The sequence below is a fragment of the Arthrobacter sp. 2RAF22 genome (assembly GCF_052115325.1).
GTDB lineage: Bacteria > Actinomycetota > Actinomycetes > Actinomycetales > Micrococcaceae > Arthrobacter.
Map to the genome: position 1 here is coordinate 691,041 of NZ_JBFRGL010000001.1, position 26,376 is coordinate 717,416.

Below are 26,376 nucleotides of genomic sequence, written 5' to 3' on the forward strand. Positions count from 1 at the left end.
CCTTGTTCAGCTGGCCGCGCTGTGCATTCGACATGCCCGCTCAGGAGCGAGCGGCAACCGCCGCGTCGTAGCGTTCCAAGGCGATCTCCGCGAGCACCGGAGAGGGCAGCAGTGGCGCCGTCACGACGTCGGCGCCGGCCTTGGACAGCTGGTCGTGGAAGTAGCCCGTGGCCAGCAGATACGAGGACACGACCACCCGGCCGCCGTCGTCGGTGACTTCCGCGCCGGTGACTTCCGCGCCGGTGAGTTCGGCGCGCAGGGCCGCGACGCCGTCGGGCACGTTCGGCTCGGCACTCGCGCCATAGGCGACGCGCACCTTGTTCGGCAGCAACTCGGCGAGCTGGCGCGCCTGCTCTTCCGAATCGACGGAACCGTCCGGCAGCGACGAGCCCGCGGCGGCGAGCAGGACGCCGTCGCCCTCGCCGAGGCCGGCGTCCCGCAACCGTGCCGCGAGCAGTTCCGCGAGGCGCGGATCCGGCCCCAGCGGCGGCGCGGCGGTCACCTCGGGGCGAGACTTGATCGCCTTGGGGATGTCCACCTTGACGTGGTAGCCGGTGCTGAGCAGCAAAGGAACGACGACGGCGGGCGTGCCTTCCGGGAGCCCGGCCACCACGCCGCCCAACTCGGGCTCCTGGACGTCTACGTAGGCCTCGACGACGGTCAGGCCGGGGCGCAAGGCCTCAATCTCGGCCATGACCTGGCGGATAGCGGCCTGCCCTTCGACGTTCCGGGTTCCGTGGGCGCACGCGATCAAGACGGGGCTGTTCATGCGTGCAAGCGTAACGTTGGGCGAGCATGATCGCCCGTCTGTGAACGAAGAATGGAGCTGCATTTGTTCACTTTTGACCTTGCGCTGGTATGGCTGGATCTGGCCGGCGTCTTCTTTTTCGCCGTGTCCGGATCCTTGCTCGCGGCCAAGAAGCAGTTCGACATCATCGGCTCGCTCCTCTTGGCTTCGCTGGTCGGCCTGGGCGGCGGCGTCATCCGAGACATCGTCATCAATGCCGGCCCGCCCGCGGCGTTCACCAACCCGGTGTACCTGCTGCCACCCTTGTTGGCCGCGGGGCTGGTGTACTTCCTGTTTTCGAGCATCCAGCGCTTCACGTCCCTCTTGACACTGTTCGACGCCGGCGGGCTGGCCTTGTTCTGCATCACGGGGACGCTCAAGGCACTGGCCGCTGGGATGAATCCGGTGGCTGCAATCTTGTTGGGAGTCACCACGGCTGTGGGTGGCGGCTTGCTCCGCGACATCACAGCCAACGAAATTCCCAACCTCTTCAACGCACGGGATCTCTACGCCCTGCCGGCCCTCACGGGGGCCGCCCTGACCGCACTGCTCTGGAACATCGGCGCCTTCACCGGACTGACGGCGGCCTTGGTTGCCGGCTGGGTTTTCGCCTTCCGGGTGCTGGCTTGGCGGCGTGGTTGGCGGGTGCCCCTCGCGGTCCGGGGATGGCACCGCGCCGGGGTGTCCCCGGGCGCCGATTCACGTGGCCGCGATTAGCTAGGATGGGAGCATGACTGACATGTTCCTCGAGAAGTTCCGCGCGCTTGTACCGAAGTATCTCGAGGACGAATGGCAGGAAGAAGACGGGCTGTCCGCCGCTGAGCTGGACGAGGCCCTGTCCGCCCACTCGTTCACCATTCCCATGGTGCTGCGCGAGTTCTACCTCGCCCTCGGTGGTTGCGAGGACCTCATGGAGGCCTACCACTACTTCTGGGACCCCGAAGAACTCGAAGTGGACGACGAAGGTTTCCTCATGTTCTTGGAGGACGAGGAAGAGCAGTTCACTTGGGGCTTCCGCGTAGGCGACCTCGGCGTCCCGGATCCCATCGTGTGGCGCCGCAACAACGCCCGCGGCCAATGGAAATCCGAAGAAGGCACGTTCTCCGAGTTCGTGTTCGACATGTTCGACTGGGCCTTCAGCGACGAAGACTAGGGTTTTTGGGGGTACCGGGGGGCTGCCGAGGGCTGCGTTGGGGCCGCCGGGGGCGCCGGCGCCGCGCCTTCCTGACCCTCTTTGAATTTCGAGGAGCCGTGACACACCTGGATCAGGGTGTGTCGCGGCTTTTTTCGTGCCAAAGAAGGTCAGGACGGTCCGCGCTTTGGTGGAGTCTGCTGCTGGAGTACGACGGCGGCACCCACCCGGGCGCGTATCTTGCGGGGGCGAAGCGGCCGACTTCCCGGTGCCGAAACACGGTCAAGACCTCGTTGACCATCTCTTCAGGACGGTGGACCACGTCCTGGTAGAAGTAGTGCAACGACAAGAGCCCACCCTTCACACTGGCGTTGTCCCGGTACCGGTCCTTCTTGACCTGCCGCGGCTCCAGATGCGTATGGCCGTCGAGTTCCACTACAAGGCACTCGTTGATCAGGCAGTCCACCTCCCCCACCCCCGCCAGTTCCACATGCATCCGGACCCGGAGACCCGCCCGGACAAAGTGCGTGTGTGCGAGCACTTCCAGCAAGGAATCAGCCCTGGGCAGCACAAGATCCAGCGCAGCCCTCGCTGCTCCGTTGCGGTTGCCTTGCAGTTTCGTCTTAAGGAAGTCTGCGGTGATCAACCCGCGGCTAATTGCGGACTGGACAATTACCAAGGATTCCAGTTCGGGTCGGCATCTCAGGGCGTGGATAAGCACATCAGCTAGGCCGGCCACAGGAAGGTACGGATGCCCCGGGTGGCTACATCGGGCGTGGTCCACCACACCGTCCCGGACTAGGCCGCTACCGCAGCTGAGATGGATGGCCTCGTGTTTCCGGGAACTCCCCAGTCCTTGGACGCCTCCTGGCTCCTGCAGCTGCCACAAATTGTAGAAACGAACAGCCGAAACGCAGGTCAAGACGCCATTCGCCGCTAGCGCAGCAACGATGCCTGGATCGGCGCCCTCAATCGTGTAGATCCCACGGCGCAACAGGTTGAGCGTTCCGTTGCGGAGCCCTTGGGCCAACGCCGACTTGGGAAAGCCCGCTCTAAGCAGTTGCGCAGTCCGGGCCGCACCGCCCCGCCTCTGGAGGAATTGCACTATATCCATGTGGCCACTCCAGCAGCATCGCTCAGGCGACAGTAGCTCCGGGTTCCCCTATGTGGACAACTTTGCTGGCCCTTCCTGACCTTCTTTGGGTCCATAAACTGCCGGACACACCCCTTCTCAGGCGTGTCGGGGCCATGTTGAATTCAAAGAAGGTCAGGACGGCGCGCAGAATTCCCCGAAAACTCCGAAAATCCCTTTGACCGGGAAAGTTGCACCCGTGACAAAGTTGTCATATGCTGTAACCGGATTCACTAAATGCCTCCGGTGGATCTGATGCGAACGGAGATTATGGTCCCGGTTCGTTGCAGCGCGTGACTCGTAGCGTTGCAAGGAACCGGGGCCATTGCATTTAAGCCCAGCCCCCGCGCGCCCCACCCAACTAGCTCGCAGTTGTTGTCGTTATAACGGCTCAAAACGACAACAACTGCGAGTCAGTTGGGTCTGCGACGAAGGAAAAGGGGCGAGAACGACGGCACCCTCTGCAGGGCTGCCCACGCCGCCAAGACTCAGCTGGCGCGCTCCACCACAGCGTGTGCGAAGTTGGTCAGCGACTCCTTGACCACGCCTTCGGGCAACGGCTTCAAGGCTTCGATGGCTTCAGCGGACCACTGGCGCGCAATCACCCAGGATTCAGCAGTGACGGGATGCTCGCGGAGCCCCGCGACGGCCAGGGCCAGGGCTTCATCGGAGGACAGGTCGCCGTCAACCAGCTTCAAGAGTTCGACGGCGGAGTGGTCACCGTTGTCGGCGGCCTTGCGGAGCAGGAGGACGGGCAGCGTGGGAACGCCTTCCCGGAGGTCTGTGCCCGGAGACTTGCCGGACTTAACCTTGACGCCGGTCACGTCGATGACGTCATCGGCTAGTTGGAAGGCCACGCCGACCTTCTCGCCGTACTCCACGAGCACGTCTTCGAAGGCTTCGTCGGCGCCGGCAAAGATGGCACCCAGCTGGCCCGAGGCGGCAACCAGGGAACCGGTCTTGTCGGCGATGACGGAGAGGTAGTGCTCCACCGCGTCCTCGCCTTCGCGTGGGCCCACGGTTTCGTGCAGTTGCCCGAGGCACAAGCGTTCGAAGGTGCGGGCCTGGATCCCCAGGGCACGCGAACCGAGCTCTGACACCAGGATCGAGGCGCGGGCAAAGATCAGGTCACCCGTGAGGATGGCTACCGAGTTGCCCCAGACTTCGTGCGCCGTGGGGGCACCGCGGCGGTAGGGCGCGGAGTCCATCACGTCGTCGTGATAGAGGGTGGCGAGGTGGGTCAGTTCAACCACGACGGCGGCCTGGACCACTTCCGGACGGGAGGCGTCACCGAGGTGGGCACACAGGAGAGTCAAAAGCGGGCGGATGCGCTTGCCGCCGGCTTCCACCAGGTGACGCGACGTTGCGTCAGCCAGGGGATCCGAGTTGGCGATTGCTTCGCGGAGCTTCTTTTCCACGCGGGCAAGGTTGGTGGTGATGGCAGGACCCAGCTCCACGTCCTTGGCGATAGCCGCAAAACCGGCAGGAAGCTGCAGGCCAGTGGCGATCGCGGTGGTGGTGGGAGCGGGTTCGACAGCGTCCGGCAGGCCGTGCCCGGCGTGCGTCCAGCTGTGTTCGGCAGAGTGAGTCACGGGTTAACCCTAACTTTTCGCGGAGGAAAGCGTTGATTCGGTGCCGGTACGGGTGGGAGCGGCGGTGGACGTGGTGTTGGAGGTGGCCGGGACCAGCATCTCGAGGACGCGGATGGCGCGGTCCTCGAAGCCCTTGGCGGACGGATCCGTGAGGTTGGCGAGCATCCTGACCACAAAGCGCATCAGCACCGGAATGGGCATGCCGGTCCGTAGTGCGAGTTTCATGACGGCGGGCTTGCCAATGAGGGCGGCAAAGACACGGCCCAGGGTGAAGTGTGAACCCCATTGGTCCCGCACGTAGTCCGCGTACCGCGAAAGGTGCGCGTCGGCGTCGTCGACCGTCCATCCGGCCGAACGCGAGCGGACGGACGCATCAACAAGAAACTCGGCCGCAAAGCGGGCGGACTCCATGGCGTAGGAAATGCCCTCGCCGTTGAATGGTGAAACCATGCCGCCGGCGTCGCCCAGGAGCATGAGCCCCGGCGAGTAGTGCGGCGTGCGGTTGAAGCCCATCGGCAGCGCGGCGCCGCGGATCTCCCCCACTTGGTTTTCGGGCGTGAAACCCCACTCGGACGGCATGCCGGCGGTCCATTCGCGCAGGACCTGCTTGTAGTCGAGCTTGCCGAATTCTTTGGAGGAGTTCAGGATGCCAAGGCCGACGTTGGACGTGCCGTCACCGACGCCGAAAACCCAGCCGTAACCGGGCAGCGGCTTTCCGGACTTGCCAAGAGAGCCGGCGCGGGTACCGCGCCGAGCTTGCGAGGCGTGGGAAGCCGGCGAATGGAGCTCCAGCCAGCCTTCCATCCAGTCGTCGTCGTGTCGGGGCGAGGTGAAGTAGGTGCGGACGGCGACGCCGAGCGGACGGTCGTCGCGTTTGTGCATGCCGAGCGAAACCGCGGTGCGGGTCGAGTTGCCGTCGGCGGCGAGCACGACGTCGGCATGGAAGTCGCGCGTTTCGCCCGTCTTGCGTCCGGACTCGTCGAGCAGCGCGGCGCGCGCGCCGATCACCCGCCCGGCGTCGTCGCGCAGTGCTTCGGTGACGCTGTGGCGTTCAAGGACGACGGCGCCGGCCGACTGGGCGTGCCGGGCCAGTTCCTCGTCGAATCCGAGGCGCGTGCGGATGAGTCCGTAGGCGGGAAAGTCGGCGACCTCGGGCCACGGCAATTCAATGGTGCGGCCGCCGGCGATGAGCCTGAGCCCCTTGTTGCGGCGCCACCCCTCGTCCTCGGCATGCGGGAGGCCGAGCTTCTGGATTTCGCGTACGGCGCGCGGAGTGAGGCCGTCGCCGCAGACTTTCTCACGCGGGAAGCTGGTCTTTTCCAGCACGGTCACGGAAATGCCCGCCCGGGCAAGGTAGTACGCGGCGGTGGACCCGGCTGGCCCTGCGCCGACTATCAGTACGTTCACAGCGTCCTTGTTAATAGGCCGGTTAGCGGGACTGATCGCCGGCTTGGCGGCGCGGCTTGATCTGGCGGCGCAGCTTGGCCACGGGAACGCTTTCCCGGTGTTCGGCTCCGGGCTTCTGGGCGCGGTGCACCGCTACGATGCCGCCGCTCAGGTTGCGGTAGTTGACGTCGGTCCAGCCGGCTTCCTGCAGCCACGCGGCCAGGTGGTCCTGGTCCGGCCAGGCGCGGATGGACTCGGCGAGGTACACGTAGGCGTCCGGGTTGGAGGAGACCTTGGTGGCGATGGCAGGCAGTGCGCGCATGAGGTATTCGGTGTACATGGTCCGCCAAAGGGGCACGACCGGGGCGGAGAATTCGGCGATAACCAGGCGGCCGCCCGGCTTGGTGACACGGAACATCTCCGCGAGGGCCTTGTGTGGTTCGTTGACGTTGCGCAGGCCGAAGGAAATGGTGCACGCGTCGAAGGAGTTGTCCGCGAAGGGCAGCTTGGTGGCGTCCCCGGCAACGAAGTTGATGTCCGGACGGCGGCGCTTGCCGACCTTCAGCATCCCCAGGGAGAAGTCGCAGGCCACGACGTCCACTCCGGCGTCCGCGTACGGTTCGCTGGACGTACCGGTACCGGCAGCCAGATCCAGGACCTTTTGGCCTACCCGAACATCCATCGCATCCACGACGACGCGGCGCCAACGCCGGGTCTGCCCCATGGACAGGACATCGTTGACGACATCGTATTTGGGGGCGACATCGTCAAACATCGTCGCAACTTCGTCCGGACGCTTTTCCAAGGATGCTCGGTTCACCCTGCAATTGTCTCAGACAAATATGGGAAGAACTTTCGGGGCACTCCGGTCCGGGCCCGGTTCGCGCGCCGGGTTCCCGTTCCGGCAAGCGCGGCTACCGTTGCGCGCGGGAGTAATGTTGTTCCATCATGACGAGTACGCTCCGCACCTTGACAGTCCCCCTCGATGTTGATTCATCCTCCGGGGGACTGCCGTCATTTCTGGTCCGGGACGATGTCCTGTGCTGGTCCCGCCGAGAGAACGGACTGGTGGGCTTTGGCGAACTCGCGCGCTTCACCGCTTCCGGGCCCGATCGCTTCCTCGAGGCCGACATCTGGTGGCGCCACCTCGTCATCGAGGCCGACGTCACGGATCCCCTTGAGCTCCCCGGCACCGGCCCAGTGGCCTTTGGCTCCTTTGCCTTCTCCAAGACGTCCGACTTTGAGTCCCGCTTGATCCTTCCTGAAATCGTTGTCGGTATCCGGGATGGGCAGTCCTGGCTCACGCAGCTGACGCTCGACGACGTCGAACTCACCGAGGCGGGAGCGCTCGCGACCCTCGCGGGTTGGCTCAGCGGCGAGTCAGGGACCCGCGAGTCAGCGGCCGGTGAGCTTACGGCGGCAGGAGGCTCCGGCGTCGGGCACCCAACTAGCTCGCAGTTGTTGTCGTTTAGCGGGCCCAAAACGACAACAACTGCGAGTCAGTTGGGCGACGGGAAGGTGACGCTGGAGAGCGGTTCACTGAGCGAGGCCGCCTGGAAGCAGGCCGTGGCCGAGGGCGTGGCGAAAATCCGCACCGGAAAGCTGGAGAAGCTGGTTCTCGCGCGGGACGTCGTGGCGACGCTGCCCGACGGCGTCAACGCCGCCAAAGTGCTCCAGCAGCTGGCCAGCCGTTACCGCGAATGCTGGACCTACGGCGTCGACGGCTTGGTGGGCGCGACGCCGGAAATGCTCATCCAGGTGGAGGGCCGCACAGCACAGGCGCGGGTCTTGGCCGGGACGCTGGACCGTCGCGACGCCGAGGGCGTGGACGGCTCCCCCATGGAATACGCCGAACGCGTGCTGGCCGGTTCGGAGAAACAACGGCACGAGCACGAGATCGCCATCCAGTCACTGACCACCCAGCTCGCGCCCTTCTCCGAGGCAATGAACGCCCACAGCGAACCGTTCATCCTGGAACTGCCCAATGTGTGGCACTTGGCATCGGACGTGAAGGCCGAGCTCGCCGATATCGAGGGACATGTCCCTACGTGCCTTGCGCTGATCAACGCCCTCCACCCCACGGCTGCCGTGTGTGGCACACCTACTCTGGTTGCCGGGGAACTGATCCGGGAGCTTGAGCACATGGATCGCGGGCCGTACGCCGGTCCGGTCGGATGGCTCGACGCCGCGGGGAACGGCGAGTGGGGCATCGCACTGCGCGGCGCGATCATCGAGAGTCCTACCACCGTGCGCCTCTATGCGGGCTGCGGGATCGTGGAAGGCTCCGTTCCCGACGCCGAGCTGGCCGAGACCTGGGCCAAATTCCGGCCGATGCTCGAGTCGCTGGGGATTAGCAACTAAGCCTCAAACCCGAGGATTCCGTTCGAAACCTACCCTCCCAACTGTCTGGGGTGCGAGACAATAGCCACGTTGGGGGTCTTGATTTTTTACTTGGTAGGTTATCCAATAGTAAAACTTAGTTTTCTGTGACGCACATCTCATGTTCGGCGCTACACTATGAACCGATTAGTTTCGCATCCACTGCAAAAAAAGGTAAGAAAATGCAGAAATTCCGTTCGCTCCCGGTCAGTTCGACGCTCAAGGCTGCAACCATCATCGCAATCGGCGCCTTGGCACTGACTGCCTGCACCAACGCCTCAGAGGCCGGCCCGTCGAGCGCCGCCTCGCCTTCCGGCAGTGCCAATGCAAGCTTTGACCCCAGCACCATCACCAAGGACGACACCCTCGCTGCGCTGGTCCCCGCGGCCATCAAGTCCAAGGGCACGCTGACCGTCGGCTCGGACACGACCTACGCTCCTGCGGAATTCCTCGGAACCGACGGCCAGACCCCGGTTGGTTACGACGTCGACATCGCCAAGGCGATCGGCGCCACCCTTGGTTTGAAGGTCCAGGTGCAGACCGCCGAATTCACGGGCATCCTCCCCGCCCTCGGCCCCAAGTACGATCTGGGCATCTCGTCCTTCACCATCAACCCTGAGCGTCTCGGCGCCGTTAATATGGTCAGCTACTTCAACGCCGGCACCGCGTGGGCCGTGCAGAAGGGCAACCCGAAGAAGTTCTCCCTGGATGACGTCTGCGGCAAGTCCATCGGCGTGCAGACCGGCACGGTCCAGGAAGACCCGGACCTCTCCGGCCGCAACAAGAAGTGCGCAGCTGACGGCAAGCAGCCCATCAACATCGTGACACTCAAGAACCAGACCGACGTCACCACCCGTCTCGTCAACGGCAGCATCGACGCGATGGCAGCCGACTCCCCCATCATCGGTTACGCCCTGACGCAGACCAACGGACAGCTTGAGAAGCTCGGCGATGTGTACGACGCCGCTCCCCAGGGCATCGCTGTTGCCAAGTCGGACACCGCCCTCGCCGATGTCATCCAGAAGACCCTGACCAAGCTCATGTCTGACGGTTCCTACAAGAAGATCCTCACCGGCTGGGGCAACGCCGAAGGCGCCATCACCAAGTCCGAGGTCAACCCGGCGGTCAAGTCTTGAGTATTCCCGCCACCGATAACAAATCAGGTGCACAGATGGATCATCATCAACCAGGCCACGCAGCACCAGTGCTGAACGACGCGGTGCCTGTCAGGCACCCTGGCCGTTGGATCAGCGCCATCGTCATCGTTGGCGTACTAGCACTTATGGTGCAGAGCGTGATCACGAACCACAACTTCCGTTGGGACGTTGTGGGCACCTACATCCTGGACGTGAAGGTCGTCCAGGGTGTTGGCTGGACGCTTCTCCTGACCGTAGCTTCGATGGTCATTGCCATTGTCCTGGCCATCCTGCTGGCCGTGATGCGCCAGTCCGACAACCCCGTCCTGCGCTACACGAGCTGGGTCTGGGTCTGGTTCTTCCGCGGCACCCCGGTCTACACCCAGTTGGTCTTCTGGGGCCTGATCGCCGTCCTCTACCCCAAGATCAGCGCAGGGGTGCCGTTTGGCCCCGAACTGTTCAGCGTGGACACGAGCACCGTCATTACGGCTCTTGTTGCGGCGATCCTGGGGCTAGGCCTGAACGAATCCGCCTATCTGGCGGAGATCTTCCGGGCCGGCCTGAAGTCAGTGGACAAGGGACAGACCGAAGCCGCCGAAGCCCTGGGCATGGGCAACGGCAAGATCATGTGGCGGATCATCCTGCCCCAGGCAATGCGCATCATCGTCCCGCCCACCGGCAACGAAACCATCGGCATGCTCAAGACCACCTCCCTGGTCCTGGCAGTCCCGTTCACCCTGGACCTGACCTTCGCGACCAACGCCCTGGCCAACCGGATCTACCTTCCGGTGCCGCTGCTGATCGTGGCAGCCATCTGGTACTTGGTCATCACCAGCCTCCTCATGGTCGGCCAGCACTACATCGAGGCCTACTACGGCAAGGGCGTGGACACCAACCTGGCCCCGGCCGTCATCAACCCGGCAGCCGCCAAGGCCGCTGCCGCAGTGGCACCGAGCGCCGAAGCTGAGCCGTCCTTAAAGATGGACTTCCCCGAGGAGGACGCAAAATGACGATCACCACCCAGAAACCGCTGGTGCGGATCGAAGGCCTCCACAAGTACTACGGCCAACACCATGTGCTCCGCGGCATCGACCTGACGGTCAACCAGGGCGAAGTGTCCGTTGTCATCGGCCCGTCCGGTTCGGGCAAGTCCACGATGCTCCGCTGCGTGAACCTCCTCGAAACCATCAGCGCCGGCCGCATTTCCGTTGGCGACCAGCTGATCGGCTACCGCGAAGTCAACGGCCGCCTCCACGACCTGAAGGTCAAGGAAATCGCCGCGCAACGCCGGGAAATCGGCATGGTCTTCCAGCGCTTCAACCTGTTCCCCCACAAGACCGCGTTGTACAACGTGATGGAAGCGCCCGTGCAGGTCAAGGGCAAATCCAAGAGTGATGCCAAGAAGGCCGCCCTCGAATTGTTGGACCGGGTGGGCCTGGCTGATCGAGCCAACCACTACCCTGCTCAGCTTTCCGGCGGCCAGCAGCAACGCGTCGCGATCGCCCGGGCCCTGGCCATGGAACCGGAACTGATGCTCTTCGACGAGCCGACGTCCGCCCTTGACCCCGAGCTCGTGGGCGACGTGCTCAACGTGATGAAGGACCTGGCCAAGTCCGGCATGACCATGATCGTGGTGACCCACGAGATCGGCTTTGCCCGCGAAGTCGGCGACCGCCTGACCTTCATGGACGGAGGTGTGGTGGTGGAATCCGGTGACCCGCGCGAAATCATCGCCAACCCCCAACACGCCCGCACCAAGGAATTCCTCAGCCGCGTGCTGTAGTTCCTGCTGCGACGTGCGACGCGCAAATGCCCTGACGCGGCTGGAAATCCAGCCGCGTCAGGGCATTTCCGTGTCGTCAGCCAGATTGCGCGTCGCCAGGGCCGAACATCTACGCCCCGAGCAGCACCTGGGACACTGCCGCGGCGACCGCGGCCTTGATGCGCGCGTGCAAGGGACGCAACCCAGACCGGTCCGTGCGTACTTCCACGATGCTGCGCCCCTTCAAAGGCGAGGCAAGCACTGCGGCGAGCTCCGCCGTCGTACGCACCAAAGTGTGCCCGACGCCGTACGCCGAGGCGAGCGCTGAAATGTCCACGCTGTGCGGGGTGCCGAAGAGGCGCTCGACGGCGGTGCCGTAACCGCCGTCGTCCTCCACCTTGCCGTGCTCAAGGAGACCGAAGATGCCCCCGCCGGCGTCGTTGAGGACCACGATGCGCAGGTCCGGCCCGGGTTCGCCGGCTCCGAGGAGGAGGCCGCCGGCGTCGTGCAGGAAGGTGACGTCTCCCAGGAGGAGGGTGGTTTCGCGGCCCGCTCCGAGGGCGATTCCCGTAGCCGTGGAGATAGTTCCGTCAATGCCGGCGAGGCCGCGGTTCGCGAACACCGTGGCGAGGGGCTCGGGGTCGGGCTGTCCGGCGAGGTCGACGTCGCGGATGCCGTTGGAGGAGCCCAGGACCAGCTGCCCGCGCGCGTGTTTCCAGACGACGGCTCCCACGGCGGGTCCACTGGCCGCCAGCTCGGCCTCGAGGACGCCGTCGAGCGTGTGTTGGGCCGCAGCCCCGGCCAGGAGCCAGGCGTCGAGCCAATCATCAGAGCCGCGGCCGGCGAACCCTGCCAGTTCAGCCAGGGAATCGAAGCGTTCCTCGCGACGCCGGCCGTGTTCATACCAGGCCACCGGAACGGGCTCGTACATGGCGGCGGGGAGGTCGTTGCGGGCCAGGAGGGCGGCGACGGGCCGGGACAGCGTAGGCCGCCCGAAGACTACCACCCGCTCGATCGGCAGAGCAGATCCGGGCCCGAAGTTGTCCAGCATGAGGCGATACGGGCCGACCGCGTTGGGACCGAAGCGCGCGTTGGAGGAGGGCTCGGCGAGCAAGGGAAGGCCGTGGGCACGGGCGAACGCCTCGGCGACCGGACCGGCGTCGTGCCCTGCCAAAACCACCGTCCGCCGCTCGGTCAGTTCAGCGGGAGCGGGGGGCATGCTCAATGGTTGGGGACCGGAATCGTAGTGGAAAACTCCGTGGCCCTTGGTGGCGGGCAGCGCCTCGCCCGGTTCGGGAACCAGCGGCTCGCGGAAAGCCAGGTTGAGCTGCACTGGGCCGGGCGGCGTGTCCGCGAGGGCGCCGGTGGCCGCGTAGATGGCGGTCTCGACGGCCCGCTTCGGGTTGCTGCCCGCGGCGATGTCGACGGCGAAGCGAACGTGGTCGCCGAAGAGGTCGAGTTGGATGGTGGTCTGGTTGGCGCCGGTGCCGTGGAGCTCGGCCGGGCGGTCGGCCGAAAGGACTACGAGGGGCACGGCGGCGTGGTTGGCTTCCATGACCGCAGGCAAAAGATTCCCGACGGCGGTGCCCGAGGTGGTCAGGACGGCCGCCGGGGCTCCCGTCGACAGGGCCAAACCCAGTGCCGTGAAACCGGCCGAACGTTCGTCGATCCTCACCAGGAGGCGGACATTCCCGGCCGCTTCGGCCTCGGCGAGTGCGTAAGCCATGGGTGCCGAGCGCGAACCGGGAGAGATAACCACGTGCCGCACACCGCCGTCGAGCAACGCCTTGACGGCGATACGGGCAGCGGCGAGGGAGCTCAGGGAGCCTTGCGAAGTCACCGCACCAGTCTATTAGCGGCGCCTCCCTCCCGACGCTCGCTCACCTATAGGGCCAAAACCCCAAACGCTCGCTCACTCCCTTGAAGAGAGTGAGCGAGCGTCGGCCGAAAGACCCACATAGGTGAGCGAGCGTCGGCCGAAAGACCCACATACGTGAGCGGGCGTCAGCCGGTGCGTTGGTCGGGAAGGCGTCGGGCAAGGGAAGGGCTAGCCGTCCTTGCGGAACACCTGCACGACCGACGGTCGCGGGGCGCGGACCTGGCCGGCGGCCGGGGCGGCTCCGGCGCCCACGTAATCCGGGAAGAAGGAGTGGGGGGCGTCGAACGTCCCTTCCTCACCCGGGTGCTGCACGGCGACGAAGACGGTCCGCTCGTCGTCGTGCACGATCGGTCCGCACGTCTCGGCGTCGCGCGGCACGGCGAGGAACTGCTCAACCTTGCCGCGTTCGCTGCCATCCAGCGTGACCTTGAAGAGGCCGTCCGCGTACCCGATCGACGACGGCGCGCCGTCAGTGGCGATCCACATGTAGCCTGCCGAATCGAAAGCGACGTTGTCCGGGCAGGAAATGGGCGAGACCTTGTCGACCGGGAAGCCGGAGAAGTAGGTCGAGGAGTTCTTGGCGGGGTCTCCACAAACCATCAGGAGCGTCCAATTGAAGCGCGTAGACGTCTGGTCGCCGGTTTCGGTGATCTCCACGATGTGGCCGTCCCGGTTGAGCCTGAGCGGGTTGACCTCGGTGGCGCCTTCCTTGCCAGGCTTGCCGCGGTCCGAGTTGTTCGTGCAGACCACGTAGACCTTGCCGGTGGCCAGGTTGGGTTCGACGTCTTCGCAGCGGTCCATCTTGGTGGGGCCGACCTTGTCCGCGGCCAGGCGTGTGTAGACGAGTACCTCGGGGACGGACATGCCCGGAACTGCGGAGACGCCGTCGACCACCAAGGGAAGCCACTCGCCGGAACCGTCGAAGGCGCCGTCGGAGGGAAGCGCGCCGTTGCCGGTAATCTCCGACGCCGGAGAGTCGCCGGTGAACTTGGCAACGTAGAGGTCGCCCTCGGAAAGAAGGTCCATGTTGCTCCGGCGTGCCGCGGCCGAGTCGCCGGGCATGTACTTGCCCTTGGAGACGAACTTGTAGAGGTAGTCGAAGCGCTCGTCGTCGCCCATGTACGCCACCACGTGGCCCGAGTCGGCAACTATCACGTTGGCGCCCTCGTGCTTGAAGCGGCCCATGGCGGAGTGCTTCTTGGGTGTGGAGGAGGGGTCGAACGGGTCGACTTCAACAATCCAGCCAAAGCGGTTGGACTCGTTGGCGTAGCCGGCGTTGTTGGTGTTGAAACGCGGCTCATCCAGCTCCCACTTACGGGCCGTTGCCTTGTTGGAGAGGCCGTAGCGCTTGTCGCCCGCCGAGGTGCCGGGAGCCACGAAGTAGCCGTTGAAGTTTTCCTCGCCGGAGAGGATGGTGCCCCAGGGAGTGGTGCCTCCGGAGCAGTTGCCGAGGGTGCCTTTGATCTTCCGGCCTGAGGGATCGTCGATGGTCTTCACCAAGTCCGTGCCAGCGGCGGGGCCGGTGAGTTCGTAGGTGGTGTCGGTCAGGAAGCGGCGGTTGAGCGGCGCACCCTTGACGTAATTCCACGGCTTGTTCTTGTTCTTGCRCTCAAGTTCCACAACCGTGAGCCCGTGTGCGGCACGCCCGATCGCGCGCGCCTCCGCGGCCGCCAAAGTTGCCGGGAACATGATGTTCTCGTTGGTGTACTCGTGGTTGGTGAAGAGCACGGCACGGCGGTCCTTGGAATCCGGGATGGGCAGGATGTCCGTGTAGTCGTTGTTGTAGCCGAACTGTCGGGCCTGCGCTGCCGCGGTCTGGCCGTTCAGCTCGAAGGCCGGCGAGTCTGCGAAGAGCGGATCGCCCCAACGGATGATCGGCTGCCACGCGAATCCATCCGGGACGGTGAACGCGTCCACGGTGTAGTCGACCGGCTTGATCGGCGCGAACTTGAGCTTGGCCTTGTCGAAACCCGTCTTTGCAGCCCCAGACAGGCCAACGCCGCCGGGAACGTTTCCGGAAAGGCTGCCGCCCAGCACGACGGCGAGCGCACCGACGGCGCCGAAGCCCAGGGCGGCGCGGCGGGACACGGCTGCGGAAGCGATGTCGCGGAAGTAGGCGTTGGAACTCGTATTGCACACCTCGCCCGAGCAGGCGTTGTCGCACTTCAGGGCGCACGTCACGGGGCTGCGCTTGCCCTTCGTATGGCCGAGCATGGGGAGCAAGTCGAACTTGCGCTTGGTTGATTCAGACATGGGAAATACCTCCGGGGATTGAGTGATTTCCCAACCCTTACAGCGCTATCGGAATCCGAGAGGACGCTCCGGTTAAGTTCCGGTGAATTCCCAGACTTTTCCCAGCAATCTATGCCTCAAGGAGTGCGTGCACGCGACGGAGCCGGTCCAGCCACCACTCGCGACGTTCAGCGGGAGCCGCATACCGCTCCAGCAGCCCCTCGTCGGCGACGGCTTCGCGGACCCGGATCGCGCCGTCGTCGGGCACCAACGGATCCTGCGTGATGTCCGAGGCGAACAGCCGCACGGTCCCCAGCCCGCACGCGTACGGCAGTTCCGGCAGCGCGGCCGCGAGCGCGAGCCCCGCGCGGATCCCCACCGAGGTGTCCAGCGCCGAGCTCACGACGGCGGGAAGCCCGGCTTGCGCCACGATGTCCAGCGCGCGCCGCACTCCCCCGAGCGGCGCCACCTTGACCACGATCAGGTCCGCCGCGCCCGCGCGGGCCACCTTGAGGGGATCGTCTTCCTTGCGCACGGATTCGTCGGCGGCGATGAGCACGGGGGTGCCCTGCTGCACGAGCCGCCGGCGGACTTCGGCAAGGCCCTCGATCTGCGGCACGGGCTGCTCGGCGTACTCGAGCCCGACGGCGGATAGCCGCCCAAGTGCCTCCACCGCCTGCGGCACGTCCCAGCCTGCGTTTGCGTCCACCCGGATCGCGGCGTCCGGCAGGGCGTCGCGGACTGCGGTGACGCGCGCGACGTCGTCGGCCAGTTCCTGTCCGCGCTCGGCGACCTTGACCTTGACGGCGTCCACGCGGCCGAAGCGCTCCAGGACCTCTGGCACCCGGGCGGCCGGCACGGCGGGGACGGTCGCGTTGACGGGAATGGTGTCCCTCAGCGGCGGCGGAAAACCCTGCCATGCGGCTTCGACGGCGGCGGCGAGCCAGCGCGCGGCCTCGGCGTCGCCGTACTCAGGGAACGGACAAAATTCGCCCCATCCGGCCGGTCCGCGGAACAGGAGGGTCTCGCGCTCGGTGATGCCCCGGAACGTGACCCGCATCGGCAGGCTGACCACTTTTGCGGTGGCAAGGAGCTCGTCGAGGGTGGGGAACGGAGGCATGGTTTCACTGTAGCGTGGGGCGGCGCCGGGTCGGTTCCTAGGGCGGGGCGAGCCGGCTACGCCGGGTTGCCGCCCGGCGTCGTGGGGCCCCCGGGCGTCGTGGGGCCGCCCGGCGTCGTGGGGCCGGCGTGGCACGCGCGCCCCTCCGGACGCTCGCTCACCTTTGGGGTGTTTTCGGCCGACGCTCGCTCATGATGTGAGCGAGCGTTCGGCTGGAAGGCCATATATGTGAGCGAGCGTCGGGCTGGGGAACGCGGGGAACGTGGACCGGAACCACTCCTCACACGCGTTAGGTAGAATGCAGCAAGAATCGGAACCACAGCCGGAGGAGCCCGCATGCAGCGCAAGGCCACAGCACTCGACGTCGCCAAACGGGCGGGCGTCTCGCGGAGTGCGGTGTCGCTGGTGCTCAACGGCCGGGGAGACGGCAACGTGGCCAAGGAAAGCCAGGACCGCATCCGGCAGGCCGCAGCGGACCTGAACTACTCCCCCAACCCCATCGCCCTGAGCCTTCGGAACCAGCGAACGCGCGTGATCGGCATCGTGTCGGACGAGGTGGTGGTGAGCCCGTTCGATGGCAACATCATCGGCGGCGCCGACGACGTCGCCCGCGCCCACGGCTTCGTCACCGTCGTGATGGACACCGAGCGCGACGCCTCCCGTGACGAGAGCGCCGTCGAGACCCTGTTGGACCGGCAAGTGGACGGGCTGATGTACGTCACGGTCGGTTTGAAGCCGCTCGACGTCCCCCAGGGCATGCTGCGGGTCCCCTCTGTCCTCGCCAATTGCTACGACAGCAGCCCCGCCCCACGGCTGCACCACGTGATCCCGGACGAAGTTTCCGGCGGTCGGGAAGCCACAGAGCACCTCCTGCAGCTGGGCCATCGCGATATCGCATTCCTCGCCGGGGCCGCCGCCTCACCGGCTGTGCCCCTGCGCATCGTGGGGCATCGGGAGGCCATGGCCAAGGCCGCCATCCCGGTCCGCGAAGACCGCGTGTTCATGGCCGGTTGGGACATCAACGACGGCTTCCACGGCGCCATGGGCCTGCTCTCCGCCACCGAGCGGCCGACGGCGATTGTCTGCGCGAACGATCGACTCGCCATCGGCGTCGCCCTGGCTGCGGCGCGGCTGGGCCTTTCCGTACCGCGCGACCTCTCGATTATGGGTTACGACGACGAGTTCCGCATCGCGGCCACCATGGTTCCTGCGCTCACCACCATGGCGCTTCCCTTGCGCGAAATGGGCGCGGCCGCGATGGGCATGTTGCTTGGGCAGATTGGGGACCCGGCACGGCGACCGACGACGGGCGGCGGCGGCGGTTTCGAGGCCAACGGCGGCTTGGAAACCATGGTCCCCTGCCGTTTGGTGGTCCGTGAGTCCACCGGGCCCGTACCCGCTCTCTAGATCCGACCACTTTTGGCCGGGCCGCCGCCCGGGAATCCGCGGAAATACGGGGATCCCGGACTGCAGCACCGGCCAAAAGTGGTCAAAAGTTGAGTGCCCGACGGCGGCCTGCCGCCTATTCCGGCAGCTTCAGTTCCCAGACCTCCGCGGCCGCACCTTCGGGAAGCTCAAGGATCCATGCTTCCCCGGCCGCAGGGTAGGCGCGGAGTGTCGTGGCGACGGAACCTGTCCGATACACCTCCACCAAGGAAGCATCCACGAAGATGCGGAGTTCCTCGCCCTCGGACAACGGCCCTGCAAACACAACTTGCCGTTCCGCGCCGGAGGCCAGGACCAGCCGAACCTCACCGGCTCCAGCAACAGTCCCAGCCGTCACAACTGCCTCGGCAAACGGCGGCAAGTCAACGGCCCCGGAAGCCCCGGCCGCGAGGACAGGACCCCGGTAAGCGTCCACCTCCGGCGCCGGAGCAACCACCAATGCGCCGTCCTCAACCGAGAGGAAGCGCGGGTGGGTTAAGACGCCCGCCCAGCCTGCGGCGTCGATCTCGTCCTGCGAACGGCCACGCCGGCCATCACGACCCGGGCCTTCGTTGGCCCATCCCCACAGCAGGGCACGCGGCTCCGACTCCGAGCCGGACGAAGACGCAGTATCCAGCTGAACGATCTGCGGAGCATAGAAGTCCCTGCCAAGGTCGGACCTGCCGCCGGAACGCGGGACGAACACCGGCAGCCCGGTAGACGGGTCCTCGGCGAGCGAGCCGATCAGGTGGCCGACTCCGTTTGCGTGCTCGTGGTCATCCCCGGAGAGCCACAGGGAGAACATCATGACCCAGGTGTCGTCCCCGTCGGACGCCGCCTCGTCGGACGGCACACGGACCAGTTGCGGGCACTCCCAGATCTCAGCCGGCGTCTGCGCAGCCGCCACCGGGTTTTCCGTGGTCAGCCAAATGCCTTGGTACTTCCAGTCGGACATGTCCTCCACCGTGTACAGCAGCAAAGCAGCATGTCCATTGGCCAGCCCGGCGCCCTGCATGGCGTAGCGCTTGCCGTTGAAGTGGAAGATGAAGGGGTCGCGCACGGCCGTGACAAGGCCGTCGTCCGGCATGGAAGCGGCAATGTGGCCATCCTGTTCCCAGGACACCAGGTCCGCCGAGCCCCGGGAAATCACCACCTGCGAGTGACCCCCGTCGCCCCGCACGCCGGAGTACGCAGCGGTGGGGACACCGCCGTCGTCGGTCACTACGCCGGTCCAGCAGCCGAACTCGTCCGGCCCGCCATCCTGCGGGCGCAGCGCGACGGGGTGTTCATCCCAGTGGACCAGGTCCGGGGAGCTCACGTGGCCCCACTGGATCCGGTGGTGCCGTGCCGATTCCGGGTTGAACTGGAAGAACACGTGGTAGCGGCCGTTGATGTAGCTGACGCCGTTGGGGTCGTTGATCCAGCCGTGCGCCGGCCGCGGGTGGAAGCGCGGGAAAGCCGGGTCCGGGTGGGTGGCCGCCGCGGCGAGTGCAGGGGCGGACGAAATGAGGTCCGTCATCGAAGTCCTTTCAGGGAAGTAGAGGCTATTTGCCGGTGCCGGCGGTGAGTCCGTCACGCAAGGCGCGTTGGCCGAACATGAACACCACCAGGGCGGGAATCATGGAGAGGATCACGCCTGCCAGCACCACGGAGATGCTGCCCGTGCCCAGGTTGCCCTGCAGCGACACCAGGCCCAGCGGGAGCGTGAAGTTCTGCTCGGAGATGGTCAGGATGAGCGGGCGGAAGAACTCGTTCCAGTGGTAATTGAAAGCCAGGATGCCCACGATCGCCATGCCCGGCATCGCCAGCGGCGCATACACGGAACGGAACGTGCGCCACGGCGAGGCTCCGTCGATCGCGGCGGCCTCGCCCAAATCGGCCGGGAGCCCCAGGAAGTACTGCCGCATCAGGAAGGTGCCGAACGCCGTCGGGATCGCCGGAAGGATGAGCGCGAGGAGCGTGTCGGACAGACCGATGCCGCGGATCAGCATGAAGACCGGAACGATCGTCACCTGCGCCGGGACCATCATGGTGGCCAGCACAATCGAGAACAGTGCCCCGCGGCCGCGGAACTTGAGGTTCGCGAACGCGTAACCGGCGAGCGCCGCCGTGAACATCTGCCCGACGGCGATCAGTCCCGTCACGAGGGCGCTGTTGAGAACCAGAAGCATGATGTTGAGCTGCTTGAAGACCTGGTCATACGACGAGAAATCGGGGTTGAGGGGAAGGAACGACGGCGGCAGTTGGAACGATTCCGCCGGTGGCCGCAGCGAGGTGGACAGGGTCCACAGCACCGGACCGAGGATGAAAACGGACGCGATCAGGAGCAGCACGATTCGTCCCGCCATGCTCCAGTTCCGCTTCTTTCGCGGCGCGAGCCGCTGGGGAGCCAAGCGATCGACGGCGGCGCGCTGGGTTGAGGTTGTAGTCATGGCGGGCCTTACTGGTAGAAGACGAATCGTTTGCTGAGCCGGAACTGGGCGGCGGTAATGGCCATGATGATCAGCGTGAGGATGACGCCGATCGCCGAGGCCTGGCCGAACTCGAGGCGCTGGAACGCGGACTCGAAGATCACCATCACTGCGGTGCGCGTGGCGTCGCCGGGGCCGCCGCGGGTGAGGACGTAGGGCTGGTCGAACACTTGCAGGGCGTTGATGATCGCCATGACGGACGCCACCAAGGTGGTGGGGCTCAGGAGGGGCAGCGTCACGTGGAGGTGCTTGCGCCAGCCCGTGGCGCCGTCGATCGACGCAGCCTCGTACGTTTCGGTGGGGATGGACGCCAGTCCGCCGATGAACAACAGGAACGAGAACCCGAAGTTCTGCCACACGTACACGAGGATCACGACGGCGGCAGAACCGGCCGGCGTCGTCAGCCACGGGACGGCGGGGATGCCGACGAAGGACAAGAGCCAGTTGACCACGCCGAACTGTTCGTTGAACAGGTAGCGCATGAAGATGGACACCGACGCCGCGGACAGGATCAGAGGGAAGAAGAAGGCGCTGCGGAAGAAGACACGAAGCCAGGCCGGGAGCTTCTCCTGCACCATGATCGCCAGTGCTAGCGCGAGGCCGAGCTGAAGCGCGACGGCGACCACCACGAACAGGATCGTGTTCAGGAACGAAACACGCACTGTGGGGTCCTGGACCACTTCGGCGAAGTTGTCGAACCCGACGAAACTTGGCGCCGAAATAATGTCCCAGCGGAAGAAGGCGAGAACCACGGAAGCAACGATCGGCACGAGCGTGAAAAGCCCCATGCCAAGGATGGTGGGAGCGAGGAACGCCCAGGGCAGCCAGCGCTGACGCTGTCTCCCGGTAGTCTCGCCCCCGGTTCCGGCGCCGTTTCGGCGCTTTGGCCCCGCGCCGTTGCGGCGTTTGGTGGACATGCCCGTTGTTGCCGTGCTCATGCCTGCCTCCTCAAGGCGATCTCAAGGTCGCGTTGCATGGAGGCGAGGGCCTGCTTGAGCTGGTTCTCATCACCGCTGACGGCCAGGGATACGTTTTTCATCAGGGCGGTCTCGACGGCGGCCTGCTGGGGCGGCGCCGGAATGGGACCTGTGGTGGGGAATTTGTCGAGGGTGTCGTAGAAGACTTTCCAATGCTTGGGTCCGCGTCCGGCGTACAACTGCTCGTTGACCATGGAACGGCGCGCCGGGGTGGTGTTCGGCGTCGGGAAGACCAGGCGCATGGCTTCCAGGCTGGAAGCGAACTTGAGCCACTCCCACGCCGCGTCCTTGTCCTTGGCGGTCTTCATGATGGCGTAGCCGGCGGTGCCGAACTGGTGCCGCTGGGTGCGCCAGCGCGGGAAGAACTGGACGTCGAAGCCGTCTTCCTTCATTCCGGCTTCGTGGAGGCCTTCCACCCAGTAGCCGCCGGCCGGGGTCATGCCGATCCTGTTGGAGGCGAACAGCCCGACGAGTGAATTTCCGCCACCCTCCTCGGGACGAACGCCGAGGCCATCCTTGACGAGGCCGCGGAGGTAGTCGAACGATTCGTACACCCGCGGGTCATCCGCGTTGGGCTCAAGCCACTGGTAGCCGCCGGAGCGCAGCCCGCGTGACGGATCCTGGGCGTAGAAGCTGTCCCAGAGCCATTCGCCGCCGGTGGACTTGGATTCCTTGAGGAAGCTGGTGTCGTTGGCATAGAGCCAGGGCACCACGCCACCGAAGAGCCTGTTGGTCCAGTAGTACGGAGTGAAGTCCTGCGGCCTCGCTTTGCGCATCGAAGCCAAGGTGTCGCGGAAATCGACCTGGGTCCAGTTGTCTGCCGGACGTTCGAGTCCGGCTTGCTGAAGGGCCGAGGTGTTGTAGTACATGTTGGCGGCGTTCCAGTCGATGGGAAGCTGGAACAGGCTGCCCTTGTACATGAACGCCTCCACGAGGCTCGGGTGGACGTCCGCGAAGTACTCCTTCATGTCCGCGGCGTCGCGGCGAAGGTACTCGTCCAAGGGGTGCGCCAGTTTCTCGGCGAAGAGCTGGGCACCTTCCGTGGCCACGTAGACCACATCCGGTGGCGTTCCTGCTGCCACCATGGTGAGGATCTTGGTGAAGAAGTCCTTCCAGTCCGCGGCCTGGATGGCCTGGACCTTCACCTTGATCTCCGGGTGCACTTTAGCGAATGCATCGATGACCCGCTGGCGGGCGGCTGCGTCCGCTGCGGTTCCCAAGATGGCGATGCTAAGGCTGTTGTCCCCGCGGCCCGGGATGTCCATGCCGGTCAACCGCGGCCACGACGCCACTGTTGCTCCGACAATTCCCGCACCCAAGGCACCAAGGGCCGTCCTGCGTGAGATCTCACGCAGCTTCCCATTGCTTCCTGCCATGTCCAATTCCTTCCTAACACGTGTTAGGTAGCGTAAATCCATCGCCTAACACGTGTCAAGCGTCACATTCGTGTTACGGCTCCCTCACTCGTCCCCGACGCCCGCTCACCTATGTGCCCTTTTTCCCGGACGCTCGCTCGGATACAAGGCCAAACCGGCAAACCCTCGCTCACCTATGTGGCCTATTGGCCAAACCCTCGCTCACCAACCGCGCTCAACCCCAGGCCCACAACCCGCCATATCCGAGCGAGCGTCCACCCACAACCCGCCATATCCGAGCGAGCGTCCACCCAAGAGCCCCCATATCTGCAGGAGGGTTCACTTCCGAAGACGCGGCGAATACGCTGAAGCAAGCTGCCCCATTCCCCCGTCCCTAGCTTTGGAGCCCATTAATGACAGGTTGGAATGCCGAGAACCTCGCAGGTTCGGCCGGCGCAGGTGCCGTGACACTTTTGGCAGGAACATCGTTTTGCGTGTCGGCGGCCAACGGCGATATGGACCAACTGCGCCCGCACGGGATGTTCTTCCGCGACACACGGTTCGTTTCGAACTGGGCGTTGGAGGTGAACGGCCACCCCATCGAGGCCTTGGGTTCCCCTGTCCCGGAGCCCTATCGTGCCGATTTCGTCGGCCGAGCGTCTCGCACCGATGGCTTGGCAGACAGCCATCTCCTGATCGAGCGCCGGCGGAGCCTGTTCGGCGGGGTGCACGAAGAGATTACGATCAGGAATTTTTCCAGCAAGCCCACACACGCCACGGTTTCACTCACGGTCAATGCGGACTTTGCGGACATCTTCGAAGTGAAGGAAGGCCGGGCACGCCACGAGAGTGTGCATTTGACGCGGGCCAGTGACGGTTCGTTAGTCCTCGAGTCCCAGCGGGAGGGGCGGCACGTACTTGTCACCATTGACGCACCGAATTCCGAGGTTGACGGAGACGTCGTCAGCTACGACATCTCTCTTGAGCCCCAAGGCCATTGGTCCACGGGTGTGACGGCCACGCCCCGCATCGACGGAGTTGGACCCGAGGCGGACGCCCAGGTTTGGGGCAACCAGCGCGCCTACGATCTTCCTGAAGAAAGGCTTCAGGAGTGGCACGGCAGGGTTCCCATAACGGAGCTTGCCAACCAGGCCTTCGACAAAGCATTGGCCCGGAGCAGGGAAGACCTCGGTTCCCTCAGGATCTTCGACCCCGACCATCCCGGACGGACGGTGGTGGCCGCAGGATCGCCTTGGTTCATGGCGCTTTTCGGCCGGGACTCCCTCCTGACGTCCTTCATGACCCTTCCACTGGACCCGTCCCTGGCGTTGGGAACGCTCAAAACCTTGGCCGACCATCAGGGCCGGACCGTCAATCCGCTCAGCGAAGAGGAGCCGGGCCGGATCCTGCATGAGGTGCGCCTGGGCGCCACGACAGGCCTCGCGCTTGGCGGCGGCAGTGCGTACTACGGTTCAGTGGATGCCACCCCGTTGTTCGTCACGCTCGCGGGGGAGCTCACCCGCTGGGGGTTCCATTCCGAGGTCTCGGAGTCCCTTCTGCCGGCGGTGGACCGGGCCCTTGACTGGATCCGCGACTACGGAGACGCCGACGGCGACGGGTTCGTTGAGTACTCGCGGGCCACGGACCATGGCCTCCTCAATCAAGGCTGGAAGGACTCCGGGGACGGGATCAATTTCGCCGACGGCACATTGGCGGAGCCGCCGATCGCCTTGTGCGAAGTCCAAGGCTACGTCTACACCGCCTATCTCAGCCGGGCCTTGATGGCCCAGGAGGAGGGCGACCTGAAGCTGGCTGCGGTGTGGGGCGCGCGGGCGGCCGAACTCAAGCGAAAGTTCAACGAGCAATTCTGGCTCCCAGAACGCGGCTATTTCGCCATCGCCCTCGATCGCGACAAGCGGCCGGTAGACGCCTGCGCATCCAATATGGGTCACTGCCTGTGGAGCGGAATCGTCGACGACGACAGGGCTCGGTTAGTCGCGGAGCGGCTCATGTCGGACACAATGTACACGGGCTGGGGCGTCCGGACGTTGGCCTCGGACATGGCGGCCTACAACCCGGCGAGCTACCACAACGGCTCGGTGTGGCCGCATGACAATGCCCTCATTGCGGGCGGATTGATGCGCTACGGCTTCGTCGAGGAGTCCCAGCGCCTCGTCACGGGCCTACTCGATGCGGCAGAGGCGTTCGACGGACGGCTACCGGAGTTGTTCTGCGGCCTGGACAGGAAAACCTACGGGACGCCCGTCCCCTACCCTTCGTCCTGTTCGCCGCAAGCGTGGGCCGCTGCCACACCTGTTCACTTGCTGCGCGTATTGCTCCGTTTCGATCCTTGCCTCACTCACGGCGGCCTCTGGCTGGCACCGGTGGTTCCCGAAGGCTTCGGCCGGATCAAAATGCGGAACATCCCGCTTGCCGGCTCCCGGATCTCCGTGGAGGTGGTCAACGGAGAAACACGGGTCACGGACCTGCCCGAGGATGTCGCGCTGCACCGCGAAGCCCGCAAGCCGTTGTCCGATCTCTTGGATGTCCACCACGTCACCTCTGGTCTGCGGCGGGGGCACTAGGTGCGCATCGGCTTGGTTGCGCCGCCTTGGATTCCAGTCCCGCCGCCTGCATACGGGGGGACGGAGTCGATCATCGATATCCTCGCTCGCGGCCTGGTGGCCGCGGGCCACGATGTGCTCCTCGCCGCGGCGTCCGGAAGCACGTGTCCAGTGGACAAGGTCCCCGGCCCGCCGCTTGCCGACGGCTCCCGGATAGGGAACGGGACGGACGAGCTCCGCCACAGCGTGTACGCCTTCGCGGCCATGCACGACGTCGACCTCATCCACGACAACACCTTGGCGGGGCCGCTGTACCGGCATCGGCCGGAGGGAACGCCCATCGTCGCAACGGCGCACCTTCCGTTTTCAGAAGAAAACCATGACATTTACCAGGCCATGGCCACAGACACCGCGATCATTGCCATCTCGCACCATCAAGCGGAGACTGCCCCCGGAATCAAGATAAGGAGGGTCATCCACCACGGCATCGACACGCAATCCGTCCCGCTCGGAGCCGGCGACGGCGGCTACGCCAGCTTCCTCGGCCGGATGCATCCCGGAAAGGGCCTGCCGGAAGCAATAGAGACCGCCCGCCTGGCCCAGGTGCCGCTGCGAATTGCGGCCAAGATGTACAGCGCGGAAGAACATGAGTACTACGCCGCGGTTATCGCGCCGCTGCTGGGGCCCGACGTCGAATACCTCGGCGAGCTGAACGCTGCGGACAAGTTCGTCCTCCTGGGCGGGTCCGTGGCCTTGCTGAATCCGCTTCAGTGGGATGAACCTTTCGGCATGGCCATGATCGAGTCCCTCGCCGCCGGGACTCCGGTGGTGGCAACATTCCGCGGATCCGCCCCGGAAATCGTCTCCGAGGGCGTCACGGGCTACCTTCGTCCCAGCCCCCCGGAGCTGGCCGAGGCAGTCATCGCCGCCGCCGCGCTGGATCGCGCCGAGTGCCGCCACGCCGCGGAAAACTACTTCAGTGCCGAGCGCATGGTCGCCGAACACTTGACGCTCTACGAGGAGCTCCTCGCCGAGCAAAAGTGATCC

General features: G+C 65.4%; 21 protein-coding genes. 9 read left to right on the top strand and 12 right to left on the bottom strand.

Annotation, left to right across the window (positions count from 1 at the left end; genetic code table 11):
- Positions 1-40: 40 nt before the first annotated feature.
- On the bottom strand, positions 41-769 hold the full coding sequence (locus AB4068_RS03185; protein ID WP_441432633.1) for a sirohydrochlorin chelatase: 729 nt from the start codon (positions 767-769) through the stop codon (positions 41-43).
- Positions 770-832: 63 nt separating this feature from the next.
- Here AB4068_RS03185 and AB4068_RS03190 point away from each other — a divergent pair, with 63 nt between their 5' ends.
- Both AB4068_RS03190 and AB4068_RS03195 read left to right on the top strand, forming a co-directional pair.
- Positions 833-1,504 carry a trimeric intracellular cation channel family protein gene (locus AB4068_RS03190; protein ID WP_441432634.1) on the top strand — a complete coding sequence of 224 codons (672 nt, stop codon included), beginning with the start codon at positions 833-835 and terminating at the stop codon, positions 1,502-1,504.
- A 13-nt stretch (positions 1,505-1,517) separates the two neighbouring features.
- Positions 1,518-1,940 carry a hypothetical protein gene (locus AB4068_RS03195; RefSeq protein ID WP_059387238.1) on the top strand — a complete coding sequence of 141 codons (423 nt, stop codon included), beginning with the start codon at positions 1,518-1,520 and terminating at the stop codon, positions 1,938-1,940.
- A 112-nt stretch (positions 1,941-2,052) separates the two neighbouring features.
- Here the strand turns inward: AB4068_RS03195 and AB4068_RS03200 are convergent, their stop codons facing one another.
- The 4 genes from AB4068_RS03200 to AB4068_RS03215 form a co-directional block, all read right to left on the bottom strand.
- Positions 2,053-3,033, bottom strand: coding sequence for a hypothetical protein (locus AB4068_RS03200; protein WP_441432635.1), 981 nt, complete (start codon positions 3,031-3,033; stop codon positions 2,053-2,055).
- A 506-nt stretch (positions 3,034-3,539) separates the two neighbouring features.
- Positions 3,540-4,643, bottom strand: coding sequence for a polyprenyl synthetase family protein (locus AB4068_RS03205; protein WP_059387239.1), 1,104 nt, complete (start codon positions 4,641-4,643; stop codon positions 3,540-3,542).
- 9 nt (positions 4,644-4,652) lie between these two features.
- Entirely contained in the window at positions 4,653-6,050 is a 1,398-nt protein-coding gene (locus AB4068_RS03210; protein WP_441432636.1) for a geranylgeranyl reductase family protein, read from the bottom strand.
- A gap of 22 nt (positions 6,051-6,072) precedes the next feature.
- Entirely contained in the window at positions 6,073-6,849 is a 777-nt protein-coding gene (locus AB4068_RS03215) for a demethylmenaquinone methyltransferase (RefSeq protein WP_084784263.1), read from the bottom strand.
- Between the two features lie 128 nt (positions 6,850-6,977).
- Here AB4068_RS03215 and AB4068_RS03220 point away from each other — a divergent pair, with 128 nt between their 5' ends.
- The 4 genes from AB4068_RS03220 (at position 6,978) to AB4068_RS03235 (ending at position 11,327) form a co-directional block, all read left to right on the top strand.
- Positions 6,978-8,390 (top strand): isochorismate synthase, encoded by a 1,413-nt coding sequence (locus tag AB4068_RS03220; RefSeq protein WP_441432637.1) that lies wholly within the window; start codon positions 6,978-6,980, stop codon positions 8,388-8,390.
- A 200-nt stretch (positions 8,391-8,590) separates the two neighbouring features.
- Positions 8,591-9,544, top strand: coding sequence for an ABC transporter substrate-binding protein (locus tag AB4068_RS03225; protein WP_059387235.1), 954 nt, complete (start codon positions 8,591-8,593; stop codon positions 9,542-9,544).
- 35 nt (positions 9,545-9,579) lie between these two features.
- Positions 9,580-10,554, top strand: a complete 975-nt coding sequence (locus tag AB4068_RS03230) for an amino acid ABC transporter permease (protein ID WP_059387234.1) — start codon at positions 9,580-9,582, stop codon at positions 10,552-10,554.
- Positions 10,551-11,327: an amino acid ABC transporter ATP-binding protein gene (locus AB4068_RS03235; RefSeq protein WP_059387233.1), complete on the top strand. Its 777-nt coding sequence runs from the start codon at positions 10,551-10,553 to the stop codon at positions 11,325-11,327. Before AB4068_RS03230 ends, AB4068_RS03235 begins: the two co-directional genes overlap by 4 nt.
- A 109-nt stretch (positions 11,328-11,436) precedes the next feature.
- Here the strand turns inward: AB4068_RS03235 and menD are convergent, their stop codons facing one another.
- From menD to AB4068_RS03250, 3 genes are all read right to left on the bottom strand, one after another.
- Positions 11,437-13,146 (bottom strand): 2-succinyl-5-enolpyruvyl-6-hydroxy-3-cyclohexene-1-carboxylic-acid synthase, encoded by a 1,710-nt coding sequence (menD, locus tag AB4068_RS03240; RefSeq protein WP_441432638.1) that lies wholly within the window; start codon positions 13,144-13,146, stop codon positions 11,437-11,439.
- Between the two features lie 207 nt (positions 13,147-13,353).
- Entirely contained in the window at positions 13,354-15,438 is a 2,085-nt protein-coding gene (locus AB4068_RS03245) for a PhoX family protein (protein WP_441432639.1), read from the bottom strand.
- A gap of 109 nt (positions 15,439-15,547) precedes the next feature.
- On the bottom strand, positions 15,548-16,537 hold the full coding sequence (locus AB4068_RS03250; protein WP_441432640.1) for an o-succinylbenzoate synthase: 990 nt from the start codon (positions 16,535-16,537) through the stop codon (positions 15,548-15,550).
- Between the two features lie 336 nt (positions 16,538-16,873).
- Here AB4068_RS03250 and AB4068_RS03255 point away from each other — a divergent pair, with 336 nt between their 5' ends.
- Entirely contained in the window at positions 16,874-17,944 is a 1,071-nt protein-coding gene (locus AB4068_RS03255) for a LacI family DNA-binding transcriptional regulator (protein ID WP_441432641.1), read from the top strand.
- A gap of 115 nt (positions 17,945-18,059) precedes the next feature.
- Here the strand turns inward: AB4068_RS03255 and AB4068_RS03260 are convergent, their stop codons facing one another.
- The 4 genes from AB4068_RS03260 to AB4068_RS03275 form a co-directional block, all read right to left on the bottom strand.
- On the bottom strand, positions 18,060-19,481 hold the full coding sequence (locus tag AB4068_RS03260) for a glycoside hydrolase family 32 protein (RefSeq protein ID WP_441432642.1): 1,422 nt from the start codon (positions 19,479-19,481) through the stop codon (positions 18,060-18,062).
- Between the two features lie 25 nt (positions 19,482-19,506).
- Entirely contained in the window at positions 19,507-20,310 is an 804-nt protein-coding gene (locus AB4068_RS03265) for a carbohydrate ABC transporter permease (protein ID WP_253257148.1), read from the bottom strand.
- A gap of 92 nt (positions 20,311-20,402) precedes the next feature.
- The gene (locus AB4068_RS03270) at positions 20,403-21,371 is read right to left on the bottom strand and encodes a carbohydrate ABC transporter permease (protein ID WP_441432643.1); all 969 of its coding nucleotides are present in this window, start codon (positions 21,369-21,371) and stop codon (positions 20,403-20,405) included.
- Complete coding sequence (locus AB4068_RS03275; protein WP_332602741.1) at positions 21,368-22,786, bottom strand: extracellular solute-binding protein; 1,419 nt, start codon at positions 22,784-22,786, stop codon at positions 21,368-21,370. Before AB4068_RS03275 ends, AB4068_RS03270 begins: the two co-directional genes overlap by 4 nt.
- A gap of 392 nt (positions 22,787-23,178) precedes the next feature.
- Here AB4068_RS03275 and AB4068_RS03280 point away from each other — a divergent pair, with 392 nt between their 5' ends.
- Both AB4068_RS03280 and AB4068_RS03285 read left to right on the top strand, forming a co-directional pair.
- Positions 23,179-25,350, top strand: a complete 2,172-nt coding sequence (locus AB4068_RS03280; protein ID WP_441432644.1) for an amylo-alpha-1,6-glucosidase — start codon at positions 23,179-23,181, stop codon at positions 25,348-25,350.
- A gap of 12 nt (positions 25,351-25,362) precedes the next feature.
- Positions 25,363-26,373 (top strand): glycosyltransferase, encoded by a 1,011-nt coding sequence (locus tag AB4068_RS03285; RefSeq protein ID WP_441432645.1) that lies wholly within the window; start codon positions 25,363-25,365, stop codon positions 26,371-26,373.
- The last annotated feature ends 3 nt before the right edge of the window (positions 26,374-26,376 follow it).